The organism is Corallococcus sp. AB049A (genome assembly GCF_003668885.1).
In the GTDB taxonomy this organism is placed as follows: Bacteria; Myxococcota; Myxococcia; order Myxococcales; family Myxococcaceae; genus Corallococcus; species Corallococcus interemptor.
Genome location: NZ_RAWL01000210.1, coordinates 1 through 14649 on the forward strand (window position 1 = coordinate 1; position 14649 = coordinate 14649).

Consider the following 14649-nt stretch of genomic DNA (forward strand, 5'->3'; position numbering starts at 1 on the left):
GCTCCGGTCTCGTGGGCTCGGAGATGTGTATAAGGGACAGGGTCGGACTACTCGGCGGCGCTGGCGGCGGCGGCGCTGGATGCGCGGCTGTTGGAGATCTGGACGGACGTGGACGGCATCTTCAGCGCGGACCCCCGGCTGGTGCCGGAGGCGTTCGCGCTGGAAGAAGTCAGCTTCGAGGAGGCGATGGAGCTGGCCTACTTCGGCGCGAAGGTGCTGCATCCGAAGACGATCGCCCCCGCGAGGGAGCGGGGCATCCCGGTGCGGGTGTGCAACAGCTTCCGGCCGGAGCATCCGGGCACGCGGGTGACGGCCACGGCGCCGGCGTCGCGGCATCCGGTGCGGGGGTTGTCGTTCCTGCCGGACATCGCGCTCATCAACATCGCGGGTGCGGGGTTGAAGGGAGTGCCGGGCACGGCCGCACGCGTCTTCGAGGCGATGGCGCGGGCGTCCATCTCCGTGGTGCTGATCACGCAGGGCTCCAGTGAGTCCTCCATCAGCTTCTGCGTGGGCGAGTCCGAGGCGGCGAGGGCGGTGCTGGCGCTGGAGGATGCGTTCGAGGTGGAGCGTGAAGCGGGGAAGGTGGACCCCATCGAGCACCAGCCGGGGCTCGCGGTGTTGAGCATCGTGGGAGACGGGATGCGGCACCGGGTGGGCGTGGCGGGGACGTTCTTCAGCGCGCTGGCGGACGTGGATTGCAGCATCGCGGCCATCGCGCAGGGGTCGAGCGAGCGCAGCATCTCCGCGGTGATTGCACGCGAGGACGGCCCGCGAGCGATGGCGCACGTGCACCGCAAGGCCTTTGGCACCACGGAGGTGGTGGAGCTGCTGGTGGCGGGCGTGGGCACGGTGGGCGGGGAGCTGCTGCGGCAGATCCATCAACAGGCGCCGAAGCTGCGGGCGCATGGGCTGGATTTGCGGGTGTGTGCCATTGCCAACAGCAGACACAGCCTGGTGGCGCCGGAGGGCGTGGCGCTGGATGGCTGGAAGGCGCGGCTGGAGGCGAGCGAGTCTGGCTTCACGCTGGACACGTTCCGGGCGTGGGCGAAGGCGAGGCGTCCGGGCCGGCCCATCTTCGTGGACTGCACGAGCAGCGAGGACGTGGCGTTGGGTTATCCGGCGCTGATGGCGTCCGGGCTGCATGTGGTGACGGCGAACAAGAAGGCCAACGCGGGGCGGCAGGAGCACTGGAGGGCGCTGCGGGAGACGGCGGTGCGTCACCAGCGCAAGTTCCTCTACGAGACGAACGTGGGGGCGGGGCTGCCGGTCATCGACACATTGAAGAACCTGCTGCGCACGGGAGACACGGTGCACCGGGTGGAGGGCATCCTGTCGGGTTCGCTGTCGTTCATCCTGGGGCTGACGGAGGCCGGTGTGCCGCTGTCGAGGGCGGTGGGCACGGCGATGGAGAAGGGCTTCACGGAGCCGGACCCGCGAGACGACCTGGAGGGCACGGACGTGGCGCGCAAGGTGCTCATCCTCGCGCGGGAGTTGGGGCGTTCGTTGGAGCTGGAGGAGGTGGCGCTGGCGTCGCTGTTGCCGGAGGAGTTCGACGCGAAGGGCCCGCTGCCGGAGTTCCTGGCGCGGCTGCCGCAGGCGGATGAGGTCTTCCAGAAGCGGGTGGACGCGCACCGGAAGGAAGGCAAGGTGCTGCGCTACGTGGGCAGCGTGGGCCCGGAGGGTGTGAGCGTGGGCCTGGTGCCGGTGCCGCTGGAGCATCCGCTGGCGGCGGTGAAGGGAGGCGAGAACGCGCTGAGCTTCCTGTCGGAGCGGTACAGCCCGACGCCGTTGGTGATTCGGGGTTACGGAGCGGGGGCCGCGGTGACTGCAGCGGGAGTGCTCGCGGATGTGTTGCGATTGGTGGAGGGGCCGCTGCCCTGAGTGTGGATGGCGGCGTGCGCGTCCAGCACGCCGCTCCAGCAGCGCTGGGATGAAGCCGAAGCGGAGTGCGGTGACGCAAGCAGCGATGCCTGTGTGACCCTGGTGTGCGGGCGGCTTCTTCTGGCTCCGCGGGACAACTTCAGCACCATGATCATCGGCACGGACCGCTTCAAGGACGCGGTGGAGCAGGGCGGTTGGAGTTCAGTCTGTCTTTCGTGAGGACAGTCGCTGGGGAAAGCGCTCTTCCACGCCGGGAAGGAACAGGGGCTTCCCCGCACGCGCGGATTCCTCGGCCTGACGGAAGTGGAGATCGCCGTAGCGGTCGAGCACCGAGGGGTCGAAGGACGCAACGCCATCCCCGATGCCTTCGTTCTCGATGTCAGGCGTCAGAGACTCCCAGCTTCCCCGCGGCGCGTAGACCAGGGCGCGCACGCCTCTGTCCGCGTAGACACGGGCGCCGTGCGCGAGGAAGACGGCCCGCGCCTGAAGTTCCCCCGTGGCGCTGAGGACCGCGTTGTGGTCCCCGTACTGCCCGAAGAGGCAGTCCTCCACGAGAACGGAGCCCTCGACGAAGATCCGGGCTCCGTTGCCGAACGACAGCGTTCGGGCGTGAAGATCTCCTCGGACGATGATCAGCCCGGGAAAGTAGTCCTCGGTCCAGAGATGGAGGTGGTCCTTCGTCTTGAGCGAGCCGTTGATCTGGATGACGTAGGGACCGTCACCCGTTTTGATGCATCCAGGGACATCCACGTCTGTGTCGATGCTCCGGATGATGCAGGGATCGAATCCCTCGAAGGCACGGAGTTCCCCTGACCATCGGGATTCGCGAAGGGAGCCGAGGGTCGTTGCGTTGCCCAGATCTTCAAGTCTGACGTTGGTCATAGGGACGCCAGATATGAGTAGATTTTCCCGCCATGCGAAAGATGCTGATGTTCCTGGCGCTGTGGATGGCAGCATGCGCATCCAGCACGCCGCTCCAGCAGCGCTGGGATGAAGCCGAAGCCGAGTGCGGAGATGCGAGCAGCGACGCCTGTGTGACCCTCGTGTGCGGGGACACGGCGTGCGGCTTCTTCCGGTGCGAGGACGTGCCCGGGGAGGTGGTGCTGGCGCGCGGACTGCCACCCCGGCCACCACCCGTGGCCGTGGCTCCCGCGCCCGGAAGCGGACCCCGGCGCAACTGGGGCGGCAGCATGGGCCTGCCGGGTGATGCGGAACCGGTGATGGTGTTCCCCTGGTATGGGAACCCCAAGCCCGTGCCTCCTCAGAGGCAACTGCCGGCGGGCAAGTTCGAAAAGCACCACATCTTCCCGCAGGCGCAGGACCTTGCTGAGTGGTTCAAGTTCAAAGGGATCGACATCCACCAGTACACAATCCCCATCCCCGTGCACGTTCACCGACGCATCCACGGTGGTGGGTCCAGAGGTGGCTTATGGAATGAAGCGTGGCGCGAGTTCCAGAGCAAGAACGAAGGAGCCAAAGCCCCAGAGATCTTCAAGCACGCCGGGGAGCTCATCTACCGCTTCCAGCTTCTGGGTGGCCCCATCGAGAAGTACAACTGACCCTCGCGCATGCGAGGACCGACTCCCGTGACCTGTTACTTCGAGCTCCGAAACGACAAGGCGGCTCAGGCGCTCTACAGCGCCGATTACAATGCCACGCACAAATGGAAGCTGCCTGGCATCAAGGACTGCCCGGGTTGCGGCGCAACCTGGGGCGGGTGGGGACACCAATACCCCGCTGTAGATCTGTCGAACCTCCCAGAACGAGGAGAGTTCGAAGAAGCGCGGCCCGAACCCTTTGACGAACTCACCCGTCTTCGGGAACTGGTCCGTCCCCTGGTGCCTCCAGGTTCACGGCTTCCACCCGGTACTTCCTTCGGTCCATTGGTGGGTACCGCGACAGGCCGGTTCGCTCCCTTCTCAGGGCTCGAAAGCTGCTGGATCCTCGTACGTCGTGACGCCTTCGACAGCCTCCAGGCTGCGGGCGTGCGTGGGCTCCTCGGCTGCAAGACCGAGCTGCGGTTCCGTCAAAAGACGCCTCCAGAACTCCTCGAGCTCCAGATCGAACCACGCGGCCAGCTCCATCGGGACTGCTTGCCCCCCGACATGGAACCGCCCTGCGCCACCTGCGGACGGCTGGGGGTGCGTCTTCCGGATGACCCCATCCTCGACGGGGCCTCACTCCCCACGGACACCGACCTGTTCCGCGCGGGCAACTTCAGCACGCTGCTCATCGGCACGGACCGCTTCAAGGACGCGGTGGAGCAGGGGGGTTGGACCGGCATCTCCTTCCGTGAGCTCCCGGTCCGCTCCTGAGGATCCAGTCACTTGACGGCGCGGACCGCCTTGTCCGTGGCCTTCAGGTCAAACGCCTCGGGGTTGAAGGAACCTCCGACCCACTCCAACAATTCTTCGTGCTCCTCGTGCTCCGGATCTCGAAGCGCCTCAAGCAGGTCTTCATAACCAGGGACACCACCGCAGTCGTCGGGTGGAGCAGCGCGTGCTCCGGCGGTGCATGTGGGGTAGCGCTTGCCGACCTCGGGAGGCTGCACCTTCTTGACCCGGATGCGGTGCACCCAGTCGTCACCGAAGTCGTAGATATAGCCAAAGACGCTACGAGCCCGCGGGCCGATGTCCGCGACGGTGTACTTGCGCTCGTCCAAGAGGGGTGGGCCACCAGCGCTGAAGTCATCGGCATCTCCGTCAATCAGCTGTCCGTACTGTTGCCGTGAGATGTCCTCGAACATGTGCATGTGGCTGTGGGTCCAGCCAAAGGCTGCTTGCAGGATGTTGTGCAGCTTCGAGAGCGGCGTGTCACTTCGAACGTGAAGCTCTCGCCAGATCGCAGGCGAGATATCGGCCAACTCGACGTGCAACACATGGATTGATGCTTTGACAGCCGTTTTCTTTCGGATGGCCATGCGTGAAGGACTCTTTGTCACCTCAGCCCTCAACGAGAAATCGTCCCAATGCGCAGGGAATGGGACGCGTTGAGAATGACACGGTCAATTAGGCTTTCCGGCCATGAGGAAAAGCCTGACGTCCGGCATGCTGTTGCTGTGGATGGCTGCATGCGCGTCCAGCACGCCGCTCCAGCAGCGGTGGGATGACGCCGAAGCCGAGTGCGGCGATGCGAGCAGTGATGCTTGTGTGACCCTGGTGTGCGGGGACACGGCCTGCGGCTTCTTCCGGTGCGAGGACGTGCCCGGGGAGGTGGTGCTGGCCCGGGGACTGCCGCCCCGGCCGCCACCCGTGGCCGTGTCTCCCGCGCCAGGAAGCGGGCCCCGGCGCAACTGGGGCGGCAGCATGGGCCTACCGGGTGATGTGGAGCCCGTGATGGTATTCCCCTGGTACGGGAGCCCCAAGCCCGTGCCTCCTCAGAGGCAACTGCCGGCGGGCAAGTTCGAAAAGCACCACATCTTCCCGCAGGCCCCAGACCTGGCCCGGTGGTTCAAGGATCGAGGTGTCGACATCCACCAGTACACGATCCCCATCCCCGTGCATGTCCACCGGCGTATCCATAGCGGAGGGCCCAAGGGTGGCCTGTGGAATGAGGCGTGGCGTGAATTCAGCACAGACAACCGAGGTGCTTCACCACAAGAGATCTTCCGGCACGCTGGGGAACTCATCTATCGCTTCCAGCTTCTGGGCGGTCCCATCCAGCAGTACAACTGACCCTTCATCGTGAGGATCGGAAGGCCATGACGCGCTTTTTCAGGATGCGCACCGACAAAGCAGTCTGGAACTTCTTCAAGGGGGACTTTGATGCTGCACCGAAGTGGGGCCTGCCTGGCATCAAGGATTGCCCGGGATGTGGCGTCACCTGGTCCACCTGGGGGGATCACTACCCCGCCGTAGACCTGTCGGACCTTCCCGAACGAGGCGAGTTCGAAGAACCCCGGCCCGAACCCTTCCATGAGTTCGCACGTCTCCGGGAGCTGGTACGCCCACTGGCGCCCCCGGGCTCCGAGCTTGCTCCCGGAACGAGCTTCGGCCCGTTGGAAGGCCGTGCATGGGGGCAGTTCGCTCCCTTCTCGGGGCTGGAAAGATGCTGGATCCTCGTGCGCCGAGACGCCTTCGACAACCTCCAGGCCGCGGGCATCCGAGGCCTTCTCGGGTGCAAGACGGAGCTGCGCTTCCGTCAGAAGACCCCTCCGGACGTCGTTGAACTTCAGCTCGAACTGCGCGGCCGGATGCACCGTGACTGCCTGCCACCCGACCTGGAGCCACCCTGCGCCACCTGCGGGCGCGTGGGCCTTCGTCTCCCGGAGGACCTCATCCTCGACGCGGCCTCCCTGCCCACGGACATCGACCTCTTCCGCCTGGGCGACTACGGCACCGTCCTCATCGGCACGGACCGCTTCAAGGACGCGGTGGAGCAGGGGGGTTGGACCGGCATCTCCTTCCGTGAGCTCCCGGTCCGCTGAACCTCAGCCCACGGTGGGGAAGGGCGGTGGCTCCACCACCACCTCCATGGGCAGGTTCTCCTTCTCCGCGATCCACTTCACCCACAGCTTCGGGCGCGCGGTCGTGTCCCGGTGCTTCGGCCGCTCCAGCCGGATGGACAGCCAGTTGCGGTCCCGCAGGTACAGCTCCTTGCCCACCGGCAACAGCTCCGTCCGCAGGAACCCCGGCAGGTCCTCGATGGAATCCTCCGACAACGCCAGCATCCCCTTGAAGGACAGCCATCCCGGCGGCGGATGCACGATGGGCGAGGACGTCGCCTGCTCGATGAACACCTCTCCCACCGTGCCCAGCGCGGGCACCAGGTGGTCCGGGTTGCGTGAACGCACTCGCGCCCTCGCCCCCACGTGCACGTCCCCCGACAACACCGTCACCGCGCAGTAGGACTTCTTCGCCAGCGAGAACAGGTTCATCAACAACCGCGTCCGCTCGCCCCGGTGCCCCGACGACTCCCACTGGTCCAACAGGTCGTCTCGCAGGTCGATGCCTCCCCCGCTCATCCTTTCCATCGCCGGGCCGAAGCGCAGATGCACCAGCGGCACGGACGACACCACCAGCACGTGCCGTGCCTTCTTCCCGCTCTCCGGCCGCTGACGGTGCTCCTCGCGCCAGGCGTCGAAGGCGTCCCACTGCGAACGGCTCATCACCGTGAACTCGGTCTGCGGATGCGAGTCTCCCGTGTCCAGCACCCGGCTGGTCCGGCCGCTCCTCAAGTCCAGCAACACCACGTCCAGGTCGCAGTCCGCCGTGGAGAAACAGAACGTCTGGAAGTAGTGCCGCGCGGGCTTCACCACGCCCCGGTCGTCCGGCTCTCGCGCCGTCGTCGGCTGCTCCAGCCAGCCTCGCTGGAAGGCCTCGAACGCCCGAGCCGCCGCGCTGTAGAGGGCCCGGTACCAGGGCGCCTGCTGGAGCTCTTCGTGCGATCCCCACCCGTCGAAGATGTCGTGGTCGTCCCACATGAAGAGACCCGGCACCCGCCGCAGCATCGGCGCGATGCCCTGGCTCCCGCCCCACCGCTCCCGGTAGAGCCAGACGTATTCCGCGAACAGCCTCTCCGACAGCCCGTCCGGCACCGGCAACACCAGCCGCTCCGAATGGGGCAGCTTCATGAACGCGTTCAACACATCCAACGTGTTGTGCAACGAGTCCGCGTAGAGCTGATCCCCACCCCCAAGCAGCAGCTGGAACCCCGGCGTCTTCGCCGGATCCGCCGGGTCCCGCTGATGCTGTTGCAGCATCCGCTCCCAGAGCGCGAAGGGCTGCGTCAGCTTGCTCCAATCACTCGCACGGCTGGCGCCGTTGCAGGAGAAGAACGCGATGTTCGGCGACACGCCCTTCGCGGGCACCACCACGTCGGACACCACCAGCGGCTCCGGCGGAATCACCTTCGTGGACCACGGCCGGTCGTCTCGCGGCGGTGGACGCTCGAAGGTCACCGGCTTGCCGGGCGCGTCTGGCGATTCGAAGTGATAGGACAGCCGCTGGGCCACGTCCGTGCGCGGCAGGACGACCTCCCAGCGCCACACCACGCCCCGCGTGTCCTTGGGCAGCGCGGTGAGGTCCGCCGCGGCCTTCACCTCGTCGAACGCGGCGACCCGCTTGCCCTTCGCGTCCCGGAAACACAGCCTCAACGCCGGAGGCTTCTTCGCCGACGTGCTGTCCAGGAACACGTTGACGAAGAAGCTCCACACGTCGTGGGACTTCGGGTCCGGCGTCGCCTGCGCCCGGGCGTACAGGATGGGTCCCAGCAAGAGCTTCATGGGGAAAGCCTTGCATGGACGCTCCCCGCCGTCGACGCGTCAGGGCTTCGACGCGAACGGCTGATACGTGCCGAAGCTCCAGACGTTCCCCTCGGGGTCCAGCGCGCTGAAGTCCCGCGAGCCGTAGTCCGTGTCGTGCAGCTCCATCGCGATGACCGCGCCCGCCGCCTTCGCCCGCGCGTACAGCGCATCCGGGTCCGTCACCACCACGTAGATGCCCTGGTTCTTCAGGGGCACGTCCTTCGACGCGGCCATCTTCAGCCGGCCGCCCTCCGCGCCACCGAACATCACCAGCCCGTGGCCCAGCGTCAGCTCGACATGGGCGATGGCACCGTCAGGCTTGCGGTAGACGACCCGCTCTTCACAGCCAAAGGCCTGCTTCAGGAAGCGCAGGGCGGACTCGGGGTCGGCGTAGTGGACGAAGGGATAGAGGCTGGGCAGGGACATGGTGTGGCTTCCTTTCACCACGCATCCTGCCCATCCGCCCGCGCCCTTTCTTGGACGGATTTTACCTACGCGCCAGATTCGAACCCGCCCGAGTCCGGCAGCGCCCTGCGCAGGAGGGCGGACGGCGGCCCGCCGGTGAACTGGCGGAAGTCCCGGTTCAGGTGCGCCTGGTCGAAATAGCCCAGCTCCACCGCCAGCTCCGCCCAGCGCACCGGGCCTCCGGACTTGATGCGCTCCACCGCCCGGTCGAAGCGCAACAGGCGCGCGAGCCTGCGCGGAGGCAACCCCACCTGCTCATGGAACTGGTGGATGAGGTGCTTGTGGCTGTGGCCCAGCTCGCTCGCCAGCGTGGCGATGTCCACCTGGCCTCCCGTCTGGTGAATGCGCTCCACCGCCCACTGAACGCCCGCATCCACCGCCGGCCCCCGCCCCGCGCGCCTCAAGAGGAACGCGTCCGCCAACGCGAACCGGGCCGCCCAGTCCCGAGCCTCCGCCAGCGCCTCCACCAGCCGCCGAGCCTCGCCGCCCCACAGGTCCTCCAGGCCCGTCACCCGGTGGGACAGCTCATGCATGGGCAAGCCGAAGAGGCGCCGGGCCCCCAGCGGCGTGAGGTTCACCTGGAGCCCGTGGGACTCGCCGTTGTGCTCGGTGGTGCTCCAGCGCTCGTCCAGGCCCGCGACGAAGCCGGAGCGGTGCCGCGTCACCCGGCCCGCGTCGTCCAGGTGCTTCAAGAGCGGACCGAACTCCAGGATGAGCACCACCTGCACGCCGGGCAGCTCCTGCCGGCGCATGGGCTGCGGCATGGCCTCGCGAAAGCCGCAGTAGTCCCGGATGAGCGGCGTCAGCGCCGGCGGCGGCGTGGCCAGCGCCATCTCCCAACCGCCCCGCCCGGACGCGTGGCGCACCACGCGGATGCGATGCATGCCGCGGAAGACTACTTCGAAACCTTGTTCAGGAAGCCCAGCAGCGCCGAGTGCCACTTCTCCGGCGACTCGAAGTGGGGGATGTGGCCCACGTTCGGGAGCTCCACCAGCGTGGCGCCCGGGATGGCCGCGGCGGTCTTCTTCCCCAGCGCCGGGTACTGCCCCAGCTTGGGCAACAGCGCGGGCGGCACGCTGCCCTTGCCCACCACCGTGCGGTCCTCCTGGCCAATCACCACCAGCGTGGGGACCTTCACCCGCGGAAACTCGTGCACCACGGGCTGCTCGTAGATCATCGTCTGCGTGGCGGCGGACACCCAGGCCAGGCGCGGGTACTCACCGCTGAGCGTCTGGCGGTAGAGGACCTGGACGTATTCGTCGTACTCGGGCTTCCACTTCACGTAGTAGCCGCGCTGGTACTTGCGCAGCCCTTCCTCGGTGGCCTTCAGGTTCTCCTGGTAGAGGTCCTCGGTGGACTTCCAGGGGACGGACTCGCGGTAGTCCTCCAGGCCAATGGGGTTTTCCAGCACCAGCTGCGTCGTCACCTCCGGGTACATCAGCGCGAAGCGCGTCGCGAGCATGCCGCCCATGCTGTGACCCACCACCGCGGCCTGCTTCACGCCTACCTCCTCCAGCACCTGCCGCGTCAGCGACGCCAGCGTGTGGAAGCTGTACGCGATGGCCGGCTTGGACGACTTGCCGAAGCCGATCTGATCCGGCACCACCACGCGGTAGCCCGCGCCGGTGAGCACGCGGATGGTGTCCTTCCAGTACGCGCCGAAGAAGTTCTTGCCGTGCAGCAGCACCACCGTGCGCCCGTTGGCGTTGCCCGTGGGCTTCACGTCCATGTACGCCATGCGCAGGTCCTGGCCCTCCAGCTTCACGGACAGGAACTGCACGGGGGCAGGGTAGGGGTAGCCCTCCATGCCCAGGCCCAGCGCCTCCGGGGCGCGCCTGGACTCCTGCGCGTTCGCGGCGGGCGCGGAGAGCAGCAGGGCGGACAGGAGCAGGGCGGGGACGCGGACGGACGGCATGGGGCTCCTCCGGGAACGGGACGCGAGGGAACGGCAGTCTGTCCGCGACATTCCCCCCGCGTCGCGGATTTCAGACGGCCCCGCCCTCCCGAAGGTTGATGCCGAACTCCAGGTAGCCCTTGAGGCAGAGCATCATGTGCATCCAGCCGCCCGCGTTGCCGTAGGACAGCTCGAAGCCCTTCTCATCCGGCTTCCACCCGGACTCGCTCACCTTCACCATCGTGTTGCCCGCGTCCAGGGGCACGAAGGTCATCTCCACGCGCGTGAGGGCGCCGCGGTCCGCGGGCCACTCGAGGACGATGCGCTCATTGGGGACCACCTCGCGCGTGATGACGTCGAACTCTCCCGGCGCCTCCGCGAAGCTCCACTTCACCGTCGCGCCCGTCGCCAGCGGACCGCTGCTCGTCTTCACGAAGTAGCCGCTCAGCTTCGCGGGGTTCACCACCGCCTCGAACACCTGCGCCACCGGCTTGCGGATCTTCAACTGCACCTGGAACTTCGGCTCCATGCGGCACCCCTTGCAGTGAACTGGTCCTGCCCGCAAATAGGTTATAGAAATATAACATGTCAAGCAGTGACCCGGACGACCTCATCTTCAAGGCGCTGGCGGACTCGCGCCGGAGGGCCATCCTGGACCTGTTGAAGGACGCGCCCCGCACCACCGGGGAGCTGTGCGAACACTTCGAGGCGACGCTGGACCGCTGCACCGTGATGCAGCACCTGAAGGTGCTGGAGAAGGCGGAGCTGGTGCTGTCGCGCAAGGAGGGGCGGACGCGGTGGAACTACCTCAACGCGGCGCCCATCCAGCACATCCACTCAAGGTGGATCAGCTCCTACGCGACGGGCGCAGTAAAGCTGCTGACGAAGCTGAAGCGGGACCTGGAGGAGGAGGACTGACGCGGACGCGCGTCAGTGCGCGCTGTCGGAGAACGGCTGGACGTCCGCCTGGGGCAAGAGCTCGTTCTCGAAGCGCGCGGGCTTGAGCAGGCGCGTGGTGAGCACCAGCGCGAGGAAGATGGCACTGCTCGCGATGGTCACGAAGCGCAGCTGCATGCGGTCCGCCAGCGCGCCCTGGAACCAGACGCCCAGCGAATAGCCCGCGCCCAGCACCATGCTGTAGAGGCTGCCCATGCGCGCCTGAAGCTCACGCGGCACGCGGTTCTGGCAGGACGCGCTCAGGCTGCTCATCAGGACGAGGTAGTTGGCGCCGAGGAAGAAGATGCACACCGCCGCCACCTGGAGCGTGGGCGCCAGCCAGTACACGCCGGACAGCACCGCGATGGTCGTCGCCGCGTAGCCGCGCAGCTTGCGCTGTCCGAAGAGCTCCGCGAGCGTGCCCACGCACAGCGCCGCCGTCACCGCGCCCGCGCCCTGGCATGTCACCAGCAGCGACGTGGCCGCCGCGCCCTGGCCCAGCTCGCGGATGGCGAACACCGGCACCAGGCCGATGAAGGGCGCCACCAGCGCGGCCACGAAGAAGGTGGCCACCAGCACCAGCGAGATGTCCTCGTCGTCGCGCGCCACGGTGATGCCGCGCCGGATGCCGTCCCAGAGCGGTTCGCGCCTGGCGTTCGCGTCCCGCGCCGGCGGCACCACGCGCCACAGCGCCACCAGCACCGCGAAGAAGGACAGCGTGTTCGCGAGCAGCGCCCACGCGGGCCCGCCCGCCTGCAACACCACCGCGGCCAGCGTGGGGCCCATGATGCGGCCCAGGTTGAACTGCGCCGAGTTGAGGCTGGTGGACAGGTGCAGGTCTTCCGGCGGCACCAGCTCCGCGAGCAGCGCGGAGAAGGCCGGATAGGTGAGCGTGCTCACGCAGCCATTGAGGAACGAGATGACGCCGATGACGGGCACCGACAGCTGCCCGCGGAACGCCAGCACCATCAGCACGGCCGCGAGCGCCGCCTGCAGCAGCGTGCCCAGCCCCGCGTACGCGCGCCTATCGAAGCGATCCGCCAGCGCGCCACCCACCGGCGCCAGCACCACCGCGGGCAGGAAGGACAGCGCGACGATGGCGCCCGTCCACTCGGCCTTGCCGGTGGTCTGCGTGACGTACACGCCCATCGCCACCGTCTCCATCCAGGTGCCGATGTTGGAGATGAGCGCGCCCACCCACACGGCGAAATAGCCGGGGTATTCGAAGGGGCGCAGCGAAGTCAGTCGTGGGAGTCGATGGGCAGGCACGTCGAGCGCTGTCTTAGCGCACGCCGCGAACTCATGCCTTGCACGGCGCGGCACGCTTGGAGGCGCAATGAAGCGCACGGCAGGACAGGCAGCAGCCCGGCTTCAACGAAGCGCGCATTCCCTGACGGTGGCGCGCGATGCGTGCAATGCAAAACACCCACGGAGGTGTGTCTTCCGTGGGTGCGGGTGCGGCGTTGTCGTGAAGGCTCGGCGCTACGGCGCGGTGCTGGAGGCCGTGACGGGTGACTTGCGCGGAGAGAGGCGGCCGTCGTCGGCGATGCGGGCGCCCGTTTCAGGGAAGTCCTCGGTGGTGAGCTTGCGCACCAGCGAGACGACGTTGGCGTCCGGGTCCGGCCAGGTGATGCCTTCGCCCACCTGCTTCGTGGGGAGGATGCGGCCGTTGGAGAAGCGGCCGTTCGCGTCCAGCTCCACTTCCAGGATCATGCCCAGGCCCTGCGGACCCTTGAGGTTGAAGCGGCCGTAGGTGGCGAAGTTGCCCATGGAGTAGGCGATGAGGCGGCCCTGGTAGAACTCCATGGCGCGCGCGACGTGCGGGCCGTGGCCGAGCACCAGGTGCGCGCCCGCGTCCACCACCGCGTGGGTGAAGACGCGCAGGTCGCCGCGGTCCTCGCCGAAGAACATCTCCTTGCCCTGCGGGACGTGCAGGGCCTTGCCGCCCTCCGCGCCGCCGTGGAAGGAGACGATGACGATGTCGTGCGTGGCGGCGGTCTGCTTCACCAGCGCGGTGGCGGTGGGCAGGTTGTTCAGGTGGTTGCAGCCCGCGGACGTGTGGAAGGCCACGAGGCCAATCTTCAGCCCGTTGCGCTCCACGGTGGCCACGCTGCCCGGCGGGCCGCTCCAGGCGATGCCCAGCGCGTCCAGGGTGGACTCGGTGGCGCGGCGGCACTCCTCGCCGAAGTCACCGGAGTGGTTGTTCGCGGTGGAGACCACGTCCACGCCGGCCTCTTTCAGGGAGTCACCGAAGGACGTGGGGGAGCGGAACGCGTAGCAGTTCGCGGGCGAGCGGCACTTGGTGGTCTTGCCGGTGTCGCAGAGCGGGCCCTCCAGGTTCACGAAGGTGAGGTCCGCGTCCTCCAGCAGGGGGCGCACGGCCGCGATGACGCTGCCGCCGCCCTCGGGGGGCAGGTAGCCCTCCGGCACGGTGGTGCCGAGCATCAGGTCACCGGCGGCGCGGATGCGCAGCTTCGCGCCCGGCGGCGGGGGAGGGCGGGGCGTGCTGTCCACGGGCTGCGCGAGCTTCGCCTGGAGCGCGGCCTGGTTGCGGGCCTGCGTGAGCGCGCCCTCCAGGTCCGGCTGATTGGGATTGAGCGCGCGCACCTGCGTCCACTGCGTGAGGGAGTCCGCCCAGCGGCCCTCGACGGAGTAGGCCCAGCCCAGCTCCCAGCGGCAGTCGGCGCGGGACGGCGCGGCCTGCACGCACGCGGACAGCTCCGTGATGGCGGTGCGCGAGTCCTTGGACTGGAGGGCGGCGACGCCCCGGGCGTAGTGCTCGTCCGGGTTGCCCACGGCGGCGAGGCCGGACGCGGCGGCGGCGCCGTGCATCGCGAGGGCGGCGGCGCGCAGGGCGGCGAGGCTCGCCTCCACGGCGACGCGGCCGGCTTCGGAGAGGGATTCCGTCTGGCTTTGCGCCGCGCCCGTGGCGGGCACCGTGTCCGTCGCGGGTGCCTGGGCCATGCCCGCGGGCATCCGCATGGCGGCGGACGTGCCGGAGTCATCCATGGCCCGCTTCACCGACGCGAGGCCCGCGGCCTCCAGCCGTCCGGCGCCCGCGTCCCGGATGACGGAGCGCACGGAGGCCATGCCCGCGTCGGTGAGGCGCGCGGTGCTGGAGGACTGGGCTGTGGAGAAGTTGGGGACGGGCGCGGCGAGCGCCAGCATCAGCAGGACGGACGGGGGGGCCATGGCCCGCGCATCTTACGGGATGCGGCGGGGACAGGGG

15 protein-coding genes and 1 pseudogene are annotated in these 14649 nt (G+C 68.1%); 7 read left to right on the forward strand and 9 right to left on the reverse strand.

Annotated features, from left to right (window positions below):
• Positions 1-51: 51 nt before the first annotated feature.
• Together thrA and D7X55_RS22120 are read left to right on the forward strand one after the other, a co-directional pair.
• Positions 52-1881: pseudogene (thrA, locus tag D7X55_RS22115) on the forward strand (bifunctional aspartate kinase/homoserine dehydrogenase I); the annotation flags it as partial.
• 6 nt (positions 1882-1887) lie between these two features.
• Entirely contained in the window at positions 1888-2100 is a 213-nt protein-coding gene (locus D7X55_RS22120; protein WP_120548155.1) for a hypothetical protein, read from the forward strand.
• On the opposite strand, the gene D7X55_RS22125 is transcribed toward D7X55_RS22120, so the two are convergent.
• Positions 2083-2763, reverse strand: coding sequence for a hypothetical protein (locus D7X55_RS22125; protein ID WP_120548154.1), 681 nt, complete (start codon positions 2761-2763; stop codon positions 2083-2085). The genes D7X55_RS22120 and D7X55_RS22125 overlap by 18 nt on opposite strands.
• A gap of 32 nt (positions 2764-2795) precedes the next feature.
• On the opposite strand from D7X55_RS22125, the gene D7X55_RS22130 reads away from it, so the two are divergent.
• Both D7X55_RS22130 and D7X55_RS22135 read left to right on the forward strand, forming a co-directional pair.
• On the forward strand, positions 2796-3440 hold the full coding sequence (locus tag D7X55_RS22130; RefSeq protein ID WP_121724110.1) for a TIGR02269 family lipoprotein: 645 nt from the start codon (positions 2796-2798) through the stop codon (positions 3438-3440).
• Between the two features lie 27 nt (positions 3441-3467).
• On the forward strand, positions 3468-4196 hold the full coding sequence (locus D7X55_RS22135) for a double-CXXCG motif protein (protein ID WP_233609993.1): 729 nt from the start codon (positions 3468-3470) through the stop codon (positions 4194-4196).
• Positions 4197-4204: 8 nt separating this feature from the next.
• Here the strand turns inward: D7X55_RS22135 and D7X55_RS22140 are convergent, their stop codons facing one another.
• Complete coding sequence (locus tag D7X55_RS22140; RefSeq protein WP_120548151.1) at positions 4205-4801, reverse strand: plasmid pRiA4b ORF-3 family protein; 597 nt, start codon at positions 4799-4801, stop codon at positions 4205-4207.
• A gap of 103 nt (positions 4802-4904) precedes the next feature.
• Here D7X55_RS22140 and D7X55_RS22145 point away from each other — a divergent pair, with 103 nt between their 5' ends.
• Both D7X55_RS22145 and D7X55_RS22150 read left to right on the forward strand, forming a co-directional pair.
• Complete coding sequence (locus D7X55_RS22145; protein WP_120548150.1) at positions 4905-5555, forward strand: TIGR02269 family lipoprotein; 651 nt, start codon at positions 4905-4907, stop codon at positions 5553-5555.
• 26 nt (positions 5556-5581) lie between these two features.
• A complete protein-coding gene (locus D7X55_RS22150; protein ID WP_121724111.1) occupies positions 5582-6307 on the forward strand; it encodes a double-CXXCG motif protein in 726 nt (241 codons plus the stop codon).
• Positions 6308-6310: 3 nt separating this feature from the next.
• Here D7X55_RS22150 and D7X55_RS22155 read toward each other — a convergent pair whose 3' ends face one another.
• The 5 genes from D7X55_RS22155 to D7X55_RS22175 all read right to left on the reverse strand — a co-directional run bounded on the left by D7X55_RS22155 (position 6311) and on the right by D7X55_RS22175 (position 11013).
• On the reverse strand, positions 6311-8104 hold the full coding sequence (locus D7X55_RS22155) for an alkaline phosphatase D family protein (RefSeq protein ID WP_121724112.1): 1794 nt from the start codon (positions 8102-8104) through the stop codon (positions 6311-6313).
• Positions 8105-8143: 39 nt separating this feature from the next.
• Positions 8144-8551 (reverse strand): VOC family protein, encoded by a 408-nt coding sequence (locus D7X55_RS22160; protein WP_120548147.1) that lies wholly within the window; start codon positions 8549-8551, stop codon positions 8144-8146.
• A 65-nt stretch (positions 8552-8616) separates the two neighbouring features.
• On the reverse strand, positions 8617-9474 hold the full coding sequence (locus D7X55_RS22165; protein WP_120548146.1) for a helix-turn-helix domain-containing protein: 858 nt from the start codon (positions 9472-9474) through the stop codon (positions 8617-8619).
• Between the two features lie 11 nt (positions 9475-9485).
• A complete protein-coding gene (locus D7X55_RS22170; RefSeq protein WP_120548145.1) occupies positions 9486-10505 on the reverse strand; it encodes an alpha/beta fold hydrolase in 1020 nt (339 codons plus the stop codon).
• Positions 10506-10575: 70 nt separating this feature from the next.
• On the reverse strand, positions 10576-11013 hold the full coding sequence (locus D7X55_RS22175; protein WP_120548144.1) for an SRPBCC domain-containing protein: 438 nt from the start codon (positions 11011-11013) through the stop codon (positions 10576-10578).
• A 56-nt stretch (positions 11014-11069) separates the two neighbouring features.
• Between D7X55_RS22175 and D7X55_RS22180 the strand changes: the two genes are divergently transcribed.
• Positions 11070-11402 carry a helix-turn-helix transcriptional regulator gene (locus D7X55_RS22180; RefSeq protein ID WP_120548143.1) on the forward strand — a complete coding sequence of 111 codons (333 nt, stop codon included), beginning with the start codon at positions 11070-11072 and terminating at the stop codon, positions 11400-11402.
• Positions 11403-11414: 12 nt separating this feature from the next.
• Here D7X55_RS22180 and D7X55_RS22185 read toward each other — a convergent pair whose 3' ends face one another.
• Both D7X55_RS22185 and D7X55_RS22190 read right to left on the reverse strand, forming a co-directional pair.
• Entirely contained in the window at positions 11415-12689 is a 1275-nt protein-coding gene (locus D7X55_RS22185; protein ID WP_121724113.1) for an MFS transporter, read from the reverse strand.
• Positions 12690-12902: 213 nt separating this feature from the next.
• Complete coding sequence (locus D7X55_RS22190; RefSeq protein ID WP_121724114.1) at positions 12903-14612, reverse strand: CapA family protein; 1710 nt, start codon at positions 14610-14612, stop codon at positions 12903-12905.
• Positions 14613-14649 lie beyond the last annotated feature (37 nt).